Consider the following 16055-nt stretch of genomic DNA (forward strand, 5'->3'; position numbering starts at 1 on the left):
GCTCGGGTCGGGCTCCGGCGGGGCGGTGTGACATCGCACCGCGCGGTGCCCCTGTGGCGAGGATCGCGGCCGGCGGACCGGTGGGCAACAGTTAGCCGAACGGCTGGTCAGCTTGCGCATTCGGTATGGTTTCCACCTGTGACCAGTGGTCAGGTTGTCCAGCTCGACCAGCTCGACGCGCGCCTCATCGAGTTGCTCGCCGCCGAGCCCCGGATCGGCGTGCTGGAGTGCTCCCGCCGGCTGGGGGTGGCCCGGGGGACCGTCCAGGCCCGCCTCGACAAGCTGGTCGACCGGGGGGTGGTGGCCGGCTTCGGGCCGGACGTCTCCCCGGCGGCCATCGGCTTCGGGGTGACCTCCTTCGTCACGCTGGAGATCAGCCAGCGGCAGGGGCACGACCCGGTGACCGCCCACCTCGCCCGGATCCCCGAGGTGCTGGAGGCGCACACCATCACCGGCTCCAGTGACCTGCTCTGCCGGATCGTGGCCCGGTCGAACGCCGACCTCCAGCGGGTCATCGACCAGATCGTCTCGAACGAGGGCATCCGCCGGGCGTCGACCATCATCGCGCTGGCCGAGCAGATCCCGTACCGGGTGCTGCCGCTGGTGCGTTCGGCCGCCGTCGACCGGCCCTGACCCGGCCCGGGGCAGCCGCCCGTCGCCCCGGTCGCGTCCCGCCGGTGGTCCGGAGCGCCGCCGGTCCGGCTACCCCACCGGGTCGACGGGGACGTCCCGGGCCAGGGCGTCGCCGAGCGGGGTGCGCGCGTACCGGACCGCCCGCCCGGTGCGGGTGCGGGTGACCAGCCCGGCGTCGCGCAGCACCGCCAGGTGTCCGCCCACCCCGCCCAGGGTCAGGTCGAGCTGTCGGACGAGCTGACTGGTGGTGGCCGGCACGGCCAGCGCCCGCAGCACCGCCGCCCGGGTGCGGCCGAGCAGCCGGTCCAGGGCGTCCGGCGGCCGGTCCGGAGCGGGCGGGCCGAGCAGGTCCGCCACCCCGGAGGCCCGGTAGACCAGCGCGAACGGCCATGGCGGCTCGACATAGTTGATCATCGTGCCGAAGACGGTCGGCACGAAGAGCAGCCCCTGACCACCGAGGGAGTAGGTGGCCGCGTCCCGGTCGGCGACCACGATGCTGCCGGTCGCACCGCCGGGCTCCCAGCTCAGCCGGGGATCCAGGTCGGTCACCGCGGCACCCCAGCCGTACGTGACCAGGCGGCCGGCACGTTGCACGATGTCCCGTTCGAGGATGGTGCGCAGTCGGGGCCAGTCCGGCTCCACGAGCGTGGCCCAGACCAGCCCGATCGCCTCCGCCACCTGCCGCACCACCTCCGGCGAGTCCAGGATCCGCGCGACGTGCGCCGGTGGGGTGCGGTGCCCCGCCAGGTTGCGGGCCAGTTCGGTACGGGCCTGCGCCAACGGGGTGGCCCGGACCACTGACAGCTCGTCGGCGAAGCTGCGGCCGATGCCGGCCGGGGGCGGCTGGATGAAGTCGGCGTTGTAGCCACCCCGTCGCAGCAGGGCCAGCAGCGCGTCGACCGCCGGCACCGCCCGACGGAGCCGTTGGTACGCCGGGCGGTGCCGGGCCGCCCAGGGCGCGAGCCCCGGCACACTGTGCTGACCGGCGCACAACCGCAGCGCCGACATCGCCTCGCCCAGCGGCGAGATGGCGTACCGGCTCGCCGCGATGTCGGCCGGGGTCACCTGGATCCGCACGTCCCGGCCTACCTTTCGTCCTCAGGCGAAAGGATAGAGCGCCCGGCGCAGTGCGGACAGGATCCGCCCTGTGAAGCTCACCCGCACCACCATTGCGCCGCCGGTCGCGGCGGAGCGCCCGGCCACCTTCCGGGACGTCTTCGCCGTCGCCGAGTTCCGGGTGCTCTTCGCCAGCTACGGCGTGTTCCTGATCGGCGAGACGGTCAAGATGCTCGCCCTCTCCGTGCTGGTGTACGAGCGCACCGGGTCCGGCCTGATCGCCGCCCTCGCGTACGTCACCGGTTTCCTGCCGCACGCGTTCGGCGGGGTGTTCCTGCTCGCCCTCGCCGACCGGTGGCCGCCCCGGGCCGTGATCGTCGGCTACGAACTGGTCCGGCTGGCCCTCGTGGTGGTGCTCGCCGCCGGGGTGCTCTCCCCGGCCGGCATGCTCGGGCTGGTCTTCGTCGTCGGCCTGTTCGGCCCGGTCAGCAGCGCCGCCCGGACCGCCCTGCTGCCGGAGATCCTGCACGGTGACGCGTACGTGCTGGGGCGCTCCCTGCTCACCGTGGCGTCCGGCGGCACCCAGGTCGTCGGGTTCGCCGTCGGTGGTTTCCTGCTCGGCCTGGTCGGGCCGTACGGGGCCCTCTGGTTGACCGCCGCCACCTGCGCGATCTCGGCCCTGCTGGCTCGGGCCGGGCTGCGGGCCCGCCCCGGCCGCGACCGGCGTGCGCCGACCGGCCCGGCCGGAACCGACGGGACCGCTCCGCCCGGCCCGGCCCGCCTCGGCGCGGTGCGGGAGACCTGGCGGGGCAACCGGGAACTCCTCGCCGACCGGCGGATCCGGGGCCTGCTGCTGGCCCAGTGGCTGCCCGGGTCGATGCTGGTCGGCGCCGAGGCGGTCGCCGTGCCGTACGCCGCCGAGCTGGGGCCCGGGGCGAGCGCGGGCGTGCTGCTGATGGCCGGCGCGTTCGGCATGCTCGTCGGGGACCTGGTGGTCGGGCGGTTCGTGCCGCCGGCCGCCCGGGAGCGGCTCAGCCCGTGGCTCGCGCTGCTGCTCGGCGTACCGGTGCTGGGGTTCCTGTTCCGGCCCGGTCTGGTCGTCGCGGCCCTGCTCTTCGCGGTGGCCGCCGGTGGCTTCGCCTACCAGCTCGGGCTGGCCCGCCGGTTCCTCGACGCGGTGCCGGCGGCCCGGCGCGGCCAGGCGTTCGGACTGACCGGTACCGGGATGATGACCGCCCAGGGCCTCGCCGCGGCCGGCGGCGGGGCGTTGACCGAGCTGACCGGACCGGCGGTGGCGATGGCCCTCGCCGGGGCCGCCTCGCTCGCCGCCACCGGGGCGCTGTGGCGGGTGCTCACCCCGGAACCGCTCGCCGACCGTCCGGAATAGTTCACCGACACGGCCGTACGGAGGGCACCGGGGCCGCGCCGACCTGGCTACGGTGTCCGTTGTGGCTCAGCAGGGCGGCCGGTGCGTCATTTGCTACGTGATCCTCGCGTTGATCGCGGTCGTGGTGCTGACCGCGACCGGCGTGTGGAACCCGTGGCCGGGAGTGTGGGACGCGGTGAACCGCAGCCGGCCCATCTCCGAGCCGGACGTGACCTGGCAGCGCCGCATCGGTGGCACCCCGAAGAGCGTCACCGTCGCCGGGGACACGGTGGTGGTGGAGCAGCGCACCCGGGTGGAGGGGCTCAGCCTCGCCACCGGCGCGCCGCTGTGGGAGCGCAAGGCGGACTGGGCGGCGGTCGCCGGGGACGGCCGTGACGCGGTCGTCGCGGTCGGCAAGCTGCTGGTCAAGGGGTACGAGCTGCTCGACCCGGCGACCGGCGCGGTGCGCCGCCGGGACAACGAGGCGGTGGCCGTCTGGACGTACCGGAACCTGGTGCTGGACGCCCGCTGCGCCCAGGCCACCGACTGCACGGTCAGCGCCTGGGACGTGCGGGGCAGCCGTCCGCTCTGGACGGCCTTCCTGCCCGGCGTGGAGAGCGGCTTCTTCGCCGACAATCCGGAGCTGCTCGGCACCCGGCGGCTGACCGGGCACCGGATCGAACCCGACGTGGCCGGTCCGGAGGCGGTGCCCGCCCTGCTCGGCTTCCCGGTCGACGGCCGGGTGCACGTGCTGGACACCGCCACCGGCCGGGTGGTGCGCGACGTCGAGCCCGGCCGGGAGGAACGCCTGGTCACCGTCGGCGGGCGACTGCTGCGGATCGAGGCGAAGTCGGAGGACGGCACCTGCTACTTCACCCTCTCCGGGCGGGACGCGACCACCGGGCGGGAGGTGTGGCGGCGGGCCGGGATCAACCTGCGTACCGCCGACAACGCCGGGTGCGTGCAGCGGGAGGACCCCCAGGGCGCGCGGAACGTGGTGGTCGGGGTGGCCCCGGACGCCCGGGAGACGGTCATCGACGCGTACGACGGGCGACTGCTCTGGGTCGGCGCGGCCGGGGAGAAGCTGGTCGCCGTGGACGACCGGCACCTGCTGGCCCGCTCCGCCGACAAGCGCTCGATCGTCGGGCGGGAACTCGGCGTCGACCGTCCGCGCTGGACCCGACGGTCGGCGGAGAAGGCAGCCGGGGCGCTCACCCCGTACGCGGCGGTGCTCAGCGAGGACCGGCCCTCCCGGGTGGTCGCCCTCGACCCGCGTACCGGGCGGGAACTGGTCAACCTGCGGACCTCGGCGAACGTGCTGGCGGTCGGTCCCGCCGGGATGGTGATCGGCGAGGGGCGGGAGATCGGGTACGTCCGGTTCGCCGGTGCCTCCGGCGGCGCACCGCCGGCCGGCGACGACGGGGCCGGCCGGAATCCCGGCGACGGCCCGGGGCGGGGCCCGGACCCGGCCGCGAGCTGCGGGGCGAAGGGTGAGAACTGTCCGGAGCCGGACGGCGGCAAGGACGGTTGACCGGCCGGGCCGACGAGGGAACGGCCGCCGGCCGGGGCGGACGCGCGGCGGCGGGCGGGACGAATGAGAGCGGTGTCGCACGACTCACCCGGCGGGTACGACGACGCGGCCCGACTGCCCTAGGCTTTCCGCTCATGAGCAGTGCCGCCGCGTTCAGCTACGCCCCCTTGCTCCCGGTCGGTGCCGACCAGACCGAGTACCGGCTGGTCACCGACGAGGGCGTCGACGTCGTCCACGGTCCGGGTGGCCGTCGGTTCCTCACCGTGGACCCGGCCGCGCTCACCGCCCTGACCGCCGAGGCGATGCACGACATCGCGCACTACCTGCGCCCGGCCCACCTGGCCCAGCTCCGGTCGATCATCGACGATCCGGCGGCCTCGCCGAACGACCGCTTCGTCGCCCTGGACCTGCTGCGCAACGCCAACATCGCGGCCGGCGGGGTGCTGCCGATGTGTCAGGACACCGGCACCGCCATCGTGATGGGCAAGCGCGGCCGGCACGTGCTCACCGACGGCACCGACGCCGAGGCCATCTCCCGGGGCGTCTACCAGGCGTACACGAGGCTCAACCTGCGCTACTCCCAGCTCGCCCCGCTGACCATGTGGGAGGAGCGGAACACCGGCAGCAACCTCCCGGCCCAGGTGGAGATCTACGCCGAGGACCCGGACGGCCACCCGGACGCGTACAAGTTCCTCTTCATGGCCAAGGGCGGCGGCTCGGCCAACAAGTCGTACCTCTACCAGGAGACCAAGGCGCTGCTGAACCCGACGCGGATGATGCAGTTCCTGGAGGAGAAGCTGCGGTTGATCGGCACCGCCGCCTGCCCGCCGTACCACCTGGCCATCGTGATCGGCGGCACCTCGGCCGAGTACGCGCTGAAGACCGCGAAGTACGCCTCCGCCAAGTACCTCGACGCGCTGCCCACCGCCGGTTCGATGGGCGCGCACGGCTTCCGCGACCTGGAGCTGGAGGCCGAGGTGCTGGAGCTGACCCGTAACTTCGGCATCGGCGCGCAGTTCGGCGGTCGCTACTTCTGCCACGACGTGCGGGTGGTCCGGCTGCCCCGGCACGGCGCGTCCTGCCCGGTGGCGATCGCGGTCTCCTGCTCGGCCGACCGGCAGGCGGTCGCCAAGATCACCCCGTCGGGCGTGTGGCTGGAGCGCCTCGAGACCGACCCGGCGCGCTACCTGCCCGACGTCACCGACGAGACGCTGGAGACCGAGGAGGTCGTCCGGGTCGACCTGAACCGGCCGATGGCCGAGATCCGGGCCGAGCTGTCGAAGTACCCGGTCAAGACCCGGCTCTCGCTGACCGGCCCGCTGGTCGTCGCCCGCGACATCGCGCACGCCAAGATCGCCGAGCGGCTGGACGCGGGCGAGCCGATGCCGCAGTACCTGCGCGACCACGCGGTTTACTACGCCGGCCCGGCGAAGACCCCCGAGGGGTACGCCTCCGGCTCGTTCGGCCCGACCACCGCCGGTCGGATGGACGCCTACGTGGAGAAGTTCCAGGCGGCCGGCGGCTCGATGGTGATGCTCGCCAAGGGCAACCGGTCCGGCCAGGTCACCCGCTCCTGCCACCAGCACGGCGGCTTCTACCTCGGCTCGATCGGCGGTCCGGCCGCCCGGCTCGCCCAGGACTGCATCAAGCACGTCGAGATCCTGGAGTACCAGGAGCTGGGCATGGAGGCGGTCTGGAAGATCGAGGTGGAGGACTTCCCGGCCTTCATCGTGGTCGACGACAAGGGCAACGACTTCTTCGCCGAGGTCACCAAGCCGGTCCTCACCGTCGGCCGCCGCTGACCCTGACGGGCCAGGCCGCCACGCGGACTTCTCAAGGTCGCTGGATGTTCCGACCGACGTACCCGATTCGTACTGCGCGGCTCACCTTGCGTCCGGTCACGCCGGATGATCTCGACGACGTGTGTTCATGGCAGCGCCGACCGGACGTCTTCCGCTGGACGCTCAGCGAGCCGCGTACTCGCGAGGAGTCGCGATCGTCGGTGATCGCCATGGCGGGTGAGGACGCGCTACGCGCTGAGGGCGACTGCTTGACCTTGGCCGTAGCCACCGACGCCGGGGTCATCGGGACGGTGGAGTTGGTCTGGCGCAGCCAGACCAACCGCACGGCTGAACTCGGGTACGTCTTCCATCCGGGTCACGGAGGTCGAGGGCTGGCGACGGAAGCCGCCACGGCGCTGTTGGATTGGGGGTTCACCGAGTTCGGACTGCACCGGATCTACGCCCGGTGTCACGGCCGCAATGCTGCGTCTGCCCGTCTGATGGCCCGGCTCGGCATGCGTCAGGAGGCGCGCCACGTCGAAAGCTATCTGTTCAGGGGAGAGTGGGCCGACCAACTCGTCTTCGCCATCCTGGCCCGCGAATGGGCCACCACGGCAACCGGCCGTCACGCTCGGCCCGACGGCGGCACCCCTCGACCCCAAGCCAACCGACACTGATGGCGAGCCCACACGAGGCTGTTAGTCGGCCTCGCCGCACGTCCGAAGTTCGTATAGCGCCGACCTGCCGCATCCGTCGTCGATACCGACCAGCGTGAGGTCCCGGACGGAAACCGTGATCTGCTGCCCGCTTCCACCACTTCCGGCGTCCGCCCAGATCTCGACCAATCCGTTCCCGGGTAGTTCGCGCGGTCCTACTACCAGGATCCGGAGCGCCGTCTCCGCGCGGTCGTTCATCGGGCTCCTGCCGGTGAACTGAGCGTCAGGAGCCGGGCCGGCGATGGTACGTCCGGTGGAACCGCACCTGGGAAACTGTTCATCGGGTTGGACCTCCCATGTCCGATCAAGGCCCCCGGCGAGCGCTGCCACGCGAGCCGGGGGCCGACCGCAATCTTGCGGCGCTCCAGCGGGTACAGGATGGGCTCGCGGAGGTCGCCTCGGCCCGTACTGATGTTCCGAGGGTGCGCGAGCGGTTGGCCGTCGCCATCGTGACGGCGTACCGCGACGGCACGCGGGTTGGTGAGATCGCCCAGATCACCGGCTACGGCCGCGAACAGGTCCGGCGGATCCTGCGAGCCGGCGGTGTGGAAGCCGGGGACACCGGACCCGCTGACGCTTGAACGTCAGCCCCTGGTTTCAGGAGTTCCCATTCTTCTGAGCCCCGCTGCGAGTGGCTGCCGGGCGCGGCAGGATGGAACGCGTGACGACTCCAGAGGCAGCGGGCTACCGGATCGAACGCGACTCGATGGGCGAGGTGGAGGTGCCCGCCGACGCGCTGTGGCGGGCGCAGACCCAGCGCGCGGTGCAGAACTTCCCCATCTCCGGCCGGGGCATCGAGAGCACCCAGATCCGCGCGCTGGCCCAGATCAAGGGTGCGGCTGCCCAGGTCAACGCCGAACTGGGGGTGCTCGACGCCGAGGTGGCCGCCGCGATCGCCACCGCCGCCGCGCACGTGGCCGACGGCGGGTACGACGACCAGTTCCCGATCGACGTCTTCCAGACCGGCTCGGGGACCTCGTCCAACATGAACACCAACGAGGTGATCGCCACCCTGGCCAGCCGGGAACTCGGCCGGGAGGTGCACCCGAACGACGCCGTCAACGCCTCGCAGTCCAGTAACGACGTCTTCCCGTCCTCGATCCACCTGGCCGCCACCGGAGCGGTCACCCACGACCTGCTCCCCGCGCTGACCCACCTGGCCGAGGCGTTGGAGGCCAAGGCGGCGGAGTTCGAGACGGTGGTCAAGGCCGGGCGGACCCACCTGATGGACGCCACCCCGGTCACCCTCGGGCAGGAGTTCGGCGGCTACGCCGCGCAGATCCGGTACGGGATCGAACGGCTGGAGGCGGCGCTGCCCCGCCTGGCCGAGCTGCCGCTGGGCGGCACGGCGGTGGGCACCGGCATCAACACCCCGCTCGGCTTCGCCGGCCGGGTGATCGAGAAGCTGCGGGAGTCCACCGGGCTGCCGGTGACCGAGGCCCGCAACCACTTCGAGGCGCAGGGCGCCCGGGACGCGCTGGTGGAGACCTCCGGCCAGCTCCGCACCGTCGCGGTCGGCTTCTACAAGATCGCCAACGACATCCGCTGGATGGGCTCCGGCCCCCGCGCCGGCCTGTGCGAGCTGCGTATCCCCGACCTCCAGCCCGGCTCGTCGATCATGCCGGGCAAGGTGAACCCGGTGGTCGCCGAGGCGGTCCGGCAGGTCTGCGCCCAGGTGATCGGCAACGACGCCACGGTCGCGTTCGCCGGCTCCCAGGGCGACTTCGAGCTGAACGTGATGCTCCCGGTGATGGCCCGCAACCTGCTGGAGTCGATCCGGCTGCTGGCCGCGTCGAGCCGCCTCTTCGCCGACCGCTGCGTGACCGGTCTGGGCGCGAACGCCGACGTCTGCCTGGCGTACGCGGAGGGCTCGCCCTCGATCGTCACCCCGCTGAACCGCCACCTCGGGTACGACGAGGCCGCCTCCATCGCCAAGGAGGCGCTGGCGAAGGAGATCTCCATCCGGGAGGTCGTGCTCGCCCGGGGGCACGTGGACAGCGGCAAGCTCAGCGAGGACCAGCTCGACGAGGCCCTGGACGTGCTCCGGATGACCCACCCCTGACCCGCGCGCCCGGCTCTGTCGCCACCACGTCGGCTCGCCGACCCACGGGTGTCGCTGGTCCTGGAGGACGGACGCGCCCGGGTCGTCGCCGAGGGGACGGTGACGGGCGGGCGGCGACCAAATGGGGTGGCCCGGTTGCCCGCCGGCACGGCACCATGCCGGCATGACCGCCACCCCGGAGCGGACCGGCATCCTGTTGGAGACCGCACGCCTGCGGCTGCGCCGGCTGACCCCGGCCGATCTCGGCCACCTCGTCGAGCTGGACAGCGACCCGGAGGTCATGCGCTACCTGACCGGCGGCCGTCCCACGCCGCTGCCGGTGGTGCGCGACGAACTGCTGCCCACCCTGCTCGACCAGTACGACCGCTGGCCGGGTCTCGGCCGCTGGGCGGCGGTCGACCGTGTCCACGGCGCCTTCCTCGGCTGGTTCGCCCTCGACCCGCCGCCGCATCCGGCAGCCGACCGCACGCAGGCCGAACTGGGTTACCGTCTCCGGCGGTCCGCCTGGGGCAGCGGGCTCGCCACGGAGGGATCCCGGGCCCTGGTCCGGTACGCCTTCGGCGGGCTCGGGCTGCGCCGGGTCTGGGCGGAGACCATGGCGGTCAACGTGCGGTCCCGGCGGGTCATGGAGAAGGCGGGTCTGCGCCATCTCCGCACCTTCCATCCCACCTGGGAGGACCCGATTCCGGGATCTGAACACGGGGAGGTGGAATACCACGTTCTCCGCCCCGGGTGCTAGGAAGGAGGCTTTGCCGACAGATCGACAGCGAGGGCCTTTCTTCATGGTGAGTGTGGTCGTGTTCGACGCGGACGAGACGCTGCTGGACCTGAGACCGGCGGTGACCACCAGTCTGACGGCCGTACTCGAGGAGATGCGGCGGCTGAGCCCGGCCGCGGGCATGCTCTCGGTGGCGGACCTGGAAGCGGACTGGGCGGCGTCCTGGGCGGTGGGCAGCGCCGCGCCGGTGCAGGAGGTCCGCCGCGCCGGACTGGCCCTGTCGCTGGCGCGGGCCGGGCTGGACGCCGAAATCGACCGTATGCTCGACCTGTTCTTCGCCCACCGGTTCGCACTGACCAGGCCGTTCCCGGACGTGCTCCCGGCGCTCGCCGAGTTGCGCCGACACTTCGTGCTCGGCTACGCCACCAACGGCAACAGCCGGACCGAACGCTGCGGCCTGGCCGGCGAGTTCGCCTTCGAGTTGTACGCCCACGAGAACGGGCTGCCGAAGAAGCCCGCACCCGAGTTCTACGCGGCGGTGGTGGCGGCGGCCGGCGTACCCCCGTCGGAGGTGCTCTACGTCGGGGACTCCCTCGATCACGACGTGGTCGCGCCGCAGCTCGCGGGCCTGCGGACGGTGTGGCTGAACCGTACCGGAGCGGCCTGCCGGCCCGGCGTGGTGCCGGACGGTGAGGTGTCCACAATGGCTGAACTGCTGGACGTCATCGTCCGGTCGGTGCGACAGCCGCTGTGAACGCCTCTGATCTGCCGCTACCTCTGGCGGAACTGGCGTTGATGCGGTCTGATGTCTGCCACGTCCCTCAACGAGAGGATCTGATGTGGTGAGCAAGCGCTTCACCGCCGGTGCCGTCGCTACCGCAACGGCGCTGGCACTCACGGTGACCGGACCGGTCGGCCCGGCGAATGCCGAACCGACCGTGTCCCGGACGTTCACCGTCGTCGCGGAGGAGGGTGTCTCCGCCGACGCCGCGATCGCCGCCATCCGGACCGCCGGTGGCACGGTGGTTTCCCGTACCGACGAGGTCGGTATCTTCAGCGTCACCAGTGAGCGGGCGGACTTCGCCGCCCGGGCCACTGCCGCCGGGGCCCTGCTCGGCGCGACCCAGCAGAAGGCCATCGGTCGTAAGCCCAAGCTGGACCGGGTCGAGCAGGAGCACCTGCTGGCCGCGACGAAGAAGGCGACGAAGGACGCCGCCAAGAAGCGCGGGACCAAGATGGACCCGCTCGACGACAAGCTCTGGGGCCTGGAGATGCTCCGGGCCGACAAGGCCCGCAAGATCGAGCCCGGTGACCGGCGGGTCAAGGTCGGTGTCCTGGACACCGGCGTGGACGCCAGCAACCCGGACATCGCCCCGAACTTCGACTGGTCGCTGTCGCGCAACTTCGCCCCGGACATCGCCGAGGTCGACGGCCCGTGCGAGGTGGCGAGCTGCCTCGACCCGGTCGGCACCGACGACAACGGGCACGGCACCCACGTCGCCGGCACCATCGGTGCGGCGGCCAACGGCATCGGCATCTCCGGGGTCGCCCCGAACGTGAGCCTGGTGCAGCTCAAGGGCGGCCAGGACTCCGGCTACTTCTTCCTGGAGCCGGTGGTCAACTCGCTGGTGCACGCGGCCAACAACGGTCTCGACGTGGTGAACATGTCGTTCTACGTCGACCCGTGGCTGTACAACTGCACCGCCAACCCGGCCGACTCGCCGGAGGCGCAGGCCGAGCAGCGGGCCATCATCTCGGCGATGAAGCGGACCCTGACCTACGCGCACCGCAAGGGCGTCACCCTGGTCGGCGCGCTCGGTAACAACAACGAGGACCTCGGTGCCCCGCGTACCGACGTCTCGAGCCCGGACTACGGCCCCGTCGCGCCGTACCCGCGGCCGATCGACAACGAGAGCTGCTGGGACCTGCCGGCCGAGGGCCCGCACGTCATCGGTGTCTCCTCGCTCGGCCCGTCGTACAAGAAGTCGGACTTCTCGAACTGGGGCACCGAGCAGATCTCGGTCGCCGCGCCGGGTGGCTGGTTCCGGGACGGCTTCGGCACCGACTCGTACCGTACCGACGCCAACATGATCCTGTCGGCGTACCCGAAGCACGTGCTCCAGGCGGAGGGCTCGGTCGACGCGGACGGCAACATCGTCCCCGGTGCCGAGACCTTCGTCTTCAAGGCGTGCAAGACCAATGGTGAGTGTGGCTACTACACCTACCTCCAGGGCACCTCGATGGCCGCGCCGCACGCCGCCGGCGTCACCGCGCTGATCGTCAGCAGGTTCGGCAAGACGGAGCGTCGGGGCGGCTTCGGCATGGACCCGGCCCTGGTCGAGCAGCACCTGTACCGCACGGCCGCCGAGCGGGCCTGCCCGGAGCCCCGGCTCCAGCAGTACCGCAACGAGGGCCGGGACGAGACCTACGACGCGTACTGCGCCGGTGGCCTCAACTTCAACGGCTTCTACGGCTACGGCATCGTCGACGCCTACGCCGCCGTGAAGACCCCGCTCAAGCCGAACGCCCGCCCGTAGGGCCCGCGCTCGACCGATCGGTGGAACTGCGGCATCCGGCTCGTCCGGGTGCCGCAGTTCCGTCTCCGCGTACTCGTCTGCCGTCGGCCGGCGACGACTGCCCCGGTCCGGTCAGCCACGCCCGGCTGCCGTCGGCCGCTGTCTGGAACCAGGTGAACTCGGCCCTCGGCCCTGGTCGGCGGCCCTCGGCCCTCGACCCCACCGGGGCGGGCGGGACGGGCCGGTGGGTCAGGAGAGGGCGCGGGCGATGGTGGTGGCGGCGGTGAGGACCTGCCCGCCGACCGTCGCGGCGTCCAGCGGGGCCAGTGCCACCACACCGACGCTCGCCTCCAGCCCGGGTACGCCGAGCACCGGCGCGGCCACGCCGTACGCGCCGGGTTGCAGCTCGCCCTCGGTGGTCACCGGGCCGACGGACCCGGCCCGACCGGCGAGGATGGCCCGCCCGGCCGCGCCGCGCTCCAGCGGGTGCCGGGAACCCGTCCGGTACGCCACGTGGAAGGCCGTCCAGCTCGGCTCGACGACGGCCAGGGCGACACCCTCGTCCCCCTCCACCACGGTCAGGTGCGCGGTCGCCCCGGCCTGCTCGGCCAACCGGCGCAGGGCGGGCATCGCTCCCTCGGCGAGCAGCGGCTGGGCCCGCCGGGCCAGGTGCAGCACCCCGGCTCCGAGGCGCAGCCGCCCGGCGCGGTCGCGGCGCAGCATGCCGTGCCCGGTCAGGGCGCTGACCAGCCGGTAGACGGCAGCCCGGCCGATACCCAGGCGGTGCGCGGCCTCGGTGACGGTCAGGCCGCCCTGCGCGTCGGCGATCAGGTGCAGCAGGCGCAGTCCCCGGTCCAGGGTCTGCGCGGTGTCCCCGGGGCGGCCGGAGGTCGCACGACCGTCCGGCTCCGCGAACCCGTCCCCGGGGCGGCCGGAGGTCGCACGACCGTCCGGCGCAGGGAACCCGTCCCCGTCCGGGTCCGTGGACCCGTACCCGGGTCGTCCCGCCGTCTCCACAGCAGGCAGCGTACGACCCTGCTCCGGACAGCCCGAAGATGTGGGGACCGTTACCCTTGTACGGTGACGCTACGCCTGTATGACACCGCCACCCGATCGGTCCGGGACTTCGTCCCGAGGGAAGCCGGCAAGGTGGGGGTCTACCTGTGTGGTCTCACCCTCCAGGCGCCCCCGCACATCGGCCATCTTCGTTCCGGCGTCAACTACGACGTGCTGCGCCGCTGGCTGCTGGCGAAGGACTTCGAGGTCACCTTCATCCGCAACGTGACCGACATCGACGACAAACTGCTGGTCAAGTCGTGCGAGCAGGAGCGGCCCTTCTGGGCCATCGCGTACGCCAACGAGCTGGTCCTGGCCGCCGCGTACCGGTCGTTGAACGTGCTGCCGCCGACGTACGAGCCCCGGGCGACCGGGCACGTGCCGGAGATGCACGAGCTGATCGCCACGCTGATCGAGCGCGGGCACGCCTACCCGGCCACCGACGGCTCCGGCGACGTCTACTTCGACGTGGCGTCCTGGCCGGAGTACGGCGCGCTCTCCGGCCAGTCGCCCGGCGACATGCAGTCCGCCGGGGACGCCCCCGACCGGGGCAAGCGCGACCCACGGGACTTCGCGCTCTGGAAGGGCGCGAAGCCGGACGAGCCGGCTGACGCCTACTGGCCGTCGCCCTGGGGGCGGGGCCGTCCCGGCTGGCACATCGAGTGCTCGGCGATGTGCTGGCGCTACCTCGGCCCCGAGTTCGACATCCACGGCGGCGGGCTGGACCTGACCTTCCCGCACCACGAGAACGAGATCGCCCAGTCCAAGGCCGCCGGCCTGCCGTTCGCCCGGTACTGGGTGCACCACGGCCTGCTCAGCCTGGGTGGGGCGAAGATGGGCAAGTCCGCCGGGAACGCTCTCGACCTGGCCTACGTCGCCTCGCTCGGGGTGCGGCCGGTCGAGCTGCGCTACTACTTCGCGGCGGCGCACTACCGGTCCCGGATCGACTACACCGAGGACGCGCTGCGCGAGTCGGCGACCGCGTACCGGCGGATCGAGGGCTTCGTGCAGCGGGCCGTCGAGCGGGTCGGCGCGGGGGCCCCCGGCGACCTGCCGGCCGCGTTCAGCGCCGCGATGGACGACGACCTGAACACCTCCGCCGCGCTGGCCGTGCTGCACGACGTCCTTCGTGACGGGAACACCGCCCTGGCCGGCGGGGACGATGTGACGGTACGCACCGCGCTCGCCGCCGTCCGCGCGATGCTGGATATCCTCGGTGTCGACCCCCTGGACGTCGCCTGGACCGGCGACGGTCGCGGTGACGACCTGCGCAGCGTGGTGGACTCCCTGGTCGCGTTGGCCCTGGAACAGCGCGCCCAGGCGCGCGGCCGCAAGGACTGGGCCGCCGCCGACGCGGTACGCGACCAGCTCAAGCAGGCCGGCGTGGTGGTCGAGGACACCCCGCAGGGCCCCCGTTGGACTATTGGAGAGCAGGACTGATGGCCGGCAACTCACAGCGCCGAGGCCGGCGACTGGCCCCGAAGGCGGGAGCCCCGAAGGGCTCCGGCGGCAAGAACCGGGACGCCCTCGCCGGGCGGGGGAAGACCCTGCCGGCCGACGAACGTCCCTGGCACAAGGCGTACTCGGGCACCGAGAAGCTGCCCCAGCGCACCGCCTGGAAGCAGGACAAGGAGCGGCGGGCCGCCGCCGAGGAGGGGCGTGCCCCGAAGATCGGCCAGCCCGGCAGCAAGGACACCACCTGGGGCCGGGGTGGCGGCCGGGGCGTCCCGGCAGCGAAGGGCCGCGGCGGTAAGCCGGCCTCCCGCAGTGGCCCCCGGGTGGCCCCCGGTCGCCGGTCCAATCCGGCCAAGGACAGCCCGGAGCTGCTGGTCGGACGGAACCCGGTGCTGGAGTCGCTGCGCACCAGCGTGCCGGCGACCGCGCTCTACACCGCCCAGGGCATCGACAGCGACGACCGGGTCAAGGAGATCATCCGGACCGCCGCCGACCGGGGCATCGCCATCCTGGAGGTCAGCCGGGCCGAACTGGACCGGATGACCGGGGGAGTGCTGCACCAGGGCGTCGGCCTCCAGGTGCCGCCGTTCGCCTACGAGACGTTCGAGGACCTGGTCGTGGCGGCGCTGGAGCAGACCGCCCCGCTGCTGGTGGCGCTGGACGGGGTCACCGACCCCCGTAACCTCGGCGCGGTGATCCGGTCGGCTGCCGCGTTCGGCGCGCAGGGTGTCTTCGTACCGGAACGGCGGGCCGCCGGGATCACCGCGACCGCCTGGCGGACCAGCGCGGGTGCGGCGGCGCGGGTGCCGGTGGCCCAGGTGACGAACCTGACCCGGTCCCTGAAGGCATGCCAGGACGCCGGGTTCACGGTGGTCGGCCTGGACGCCGACGGCGAGACCGACCTCTACGACCTGGAGGCCGCGGTCGGCCCGCTGGTCGTCGTGGTCGGCTCCGAGGGGCGTGGGCTCTCCCGGCTGGTCGGCGAGACCTGCGACCTGACCGTACGCATCCCGATGGTCTCCGACGTCGAGTCGCTGAACGCGAGCGTGGCCGCCGCGGTCACCCTCGCCGAGGTCGCCCGGCGGCGCAGCGAAGCCTGACCCGCCGCGACAGCCAACGCCGAAAGGGGCGGTCCGCCGAAGCGGGCCGCCCCTTTCGCGGTACG

Annotated in this window: 14 protein-coding genes; 12 read left to right on the top strand and 2 right to left on the bottom strand. The window is 72.8% G+C overall.

The annotated features are described in order from the left end of the window. Nucleotides 1-138 precede the first annotated feature (138 nt). A complete protein-coding gene (locus AB0F58_RS07150; protein WP_357139212.1) occupies nt 139-633 on the top strand; it encodes an Lrp/AsnC family transcriptional regulator in 495 nt (164 codons plus the stop codon). Nucleotides 634-702: 69 nt separating this feature from the next. On the opposite strand, the gene AB0F58_RS07155 is transcribed toward AB0F58_RS07150, so the two are convergent. After that, the gene (locus AB0F58_RS07155; RefSeq protein WP_357139215.1) at nt 703-1710 is read right to left on the bottom strand and encodes a helix-turn-helix domain-containing protein; all 1008 of its coding nucleotides are present in this window, start codon (nt 1708-1710) and stop codon (nt 703-705) included. 70 nt (nt 1711-1780) lie between these two features. Between AB0F58_RS07155 and AB0F58_RS07160 the strand changes: the two genes are divergently transcribed. The 9 genes from AB0F58_RS07160 (at nt 1781) to AB0F58_RS07200 (ending at nt 12400) form a co-directional block, all read left to right on the top strand. Further along, complete coding sequence (locus AB0F58_RS07160; protein ID WP_357139218.1) at nt 1781-3076, top strand: MFS transporter; 1296 nt, start codon at nt 1781-1783, stop codon at nt 3074-3076. A 112-nt stretch (nt 3077-3188) separates the two neighbouring features. After that, nucleotides 3189-4586: a PQQ-binding-like beta-propeller repeat protein gene (locus tag AB0F58_RS07165; RefSeq protein WP_357140383.1), complete on the top strand. Its 1398-nt coding sequence runs from the start codon at nt 3189-3191 to the stop codon at nt 4584-4586. A gap of 134 nt (nt 4587-4720) precedes the next feature. Continuing rightward, nucleotides 4721-6388, top strand: a complete 1668-nt coding sequence (locus AB0F58_RS07170) for a fumarate hydratase (protein ID WP_357139221.1) — start codon at nt 4721-4723, stop codon at nt 6386-6388. Nucleotides 6389-6432: 44 nt separating this feature from the next. Next, entirely contained in the window at nt 6433-7044 is a 612-nt protein-coding gene (locus AB0F58_RS07175) for a GNAT family N-acetyltransferase (RefSeq protein WP_357139226.1), read from the top strand. Between the two features lie 461 nt (nt 7045-7505). Beyond that, a complete protein-coding gene (locus tag AB0F58_RS07180) occupies nt 7506-7664 on the top strand; it encodes a hypothetical protein (protein ID WP_357139228.1) in 159 nt (52 codons plus the stop codon). A 71-nt stretch (nt 7665-7735) separates the two neighbouring features. Next, nucleotides 7736-9145, top strand: a complete 1410-nt coding sequence (locus tag AB0F58_RS07185; protein ID WP_357139230.1) for a class II fumarate hydratase — start codon at nt 7736-7738, stop codon at nt 9143-9145. A gap of 163 nt (nt 9146-9308) precedes the next feature. After that, entirely contained in the window at nt 9309-9884 is a 576-nt protein-coding gene (locus AB0F58_RS07190; protein ID WP_357139233.1) for a GNAT family N-acetyltransferase, read from the top strand. A gap of 43 nt (nt 9885-9927) precedes the next feature. Next, entirely contained in the window at nt 9928-10617 is a 690-nt protein-coding gene (locus AB0F58_RS07195) for an HAD family hydrolase (RefSeq protein WP_357139235.1), read from the top strand. Nucleotides 10618-10705: 88 nt separating this feature from the next. Continuing rightward, complete coding sequence (locus AB0F58_RS07200) at nt 10706-12400, top strand: S8 family serine peptidase (protein WP_357139238.1); 1695 nt, start codon at nt 10706-10708, stop codon at nt 12398-12400. A gap of 228 nt (nt 12401-12628) precedes the next feature. Here AB0F58_RS07200 and AB0F58_RS07205 read toward each other — a convergent pair whose 3' ends face one another. Then, the gene (locus AB0F58_RS07205) at nt 12629-13237 is read right to left on the bottom strand and encodes a helix-turn-helix domain-containing protein (RefSeq protein WP_357140386.1); all 609 of its coding nucleotides are present in this window, start codon (nt 13235-13237) and stop codon (nt 12629-12631) included. 222 nt (nt 13238-13459) lie between these two features. Here AB0F58_RS07205 and cysS point away from each other — a divergent pair, with 222 nt between their 5' ends. Together cysS and rlmB are read left to right on the top strand one after the other, a co-directional pair. Continuing rightward, a complete protein-coding gene (gene cysS / locus AB0F58_RS07210; RefSeq protein WP_357139241.1) occupies nt 13460-14875 on the top strand; it encodes a cysteine--tRNA ligase in 1416 nt (471 codons plus the stop codon). Further along, nucleotides 14875-15990: a 23S rRNA (guanosine(2251)-2'-O)-methyltransferase RlmB gene (gene rlmB, locus AB0F58_RS07215; RefSeq protein WP_357139244.1), complete on the top strand. Its 1116-nt coding sequence runs from the start codon at nt 14875-14877 to the stop codon at nt 15988-15990. Before cysS ends, rlmB begins: the two co-directional genes overlap by 1 nt. The last annotated feature ends 65 nt before the right edge of the window (nt 15991-16055 follow it).

The organism is Micromonospora sp. NPDC023956, assembly GCF_040639195.1.
Lineage (GTDB): Bacteria > Actinomycetota > Actinomycetes > Mycobacteriales > Micromonosporaceae > Micromonospora.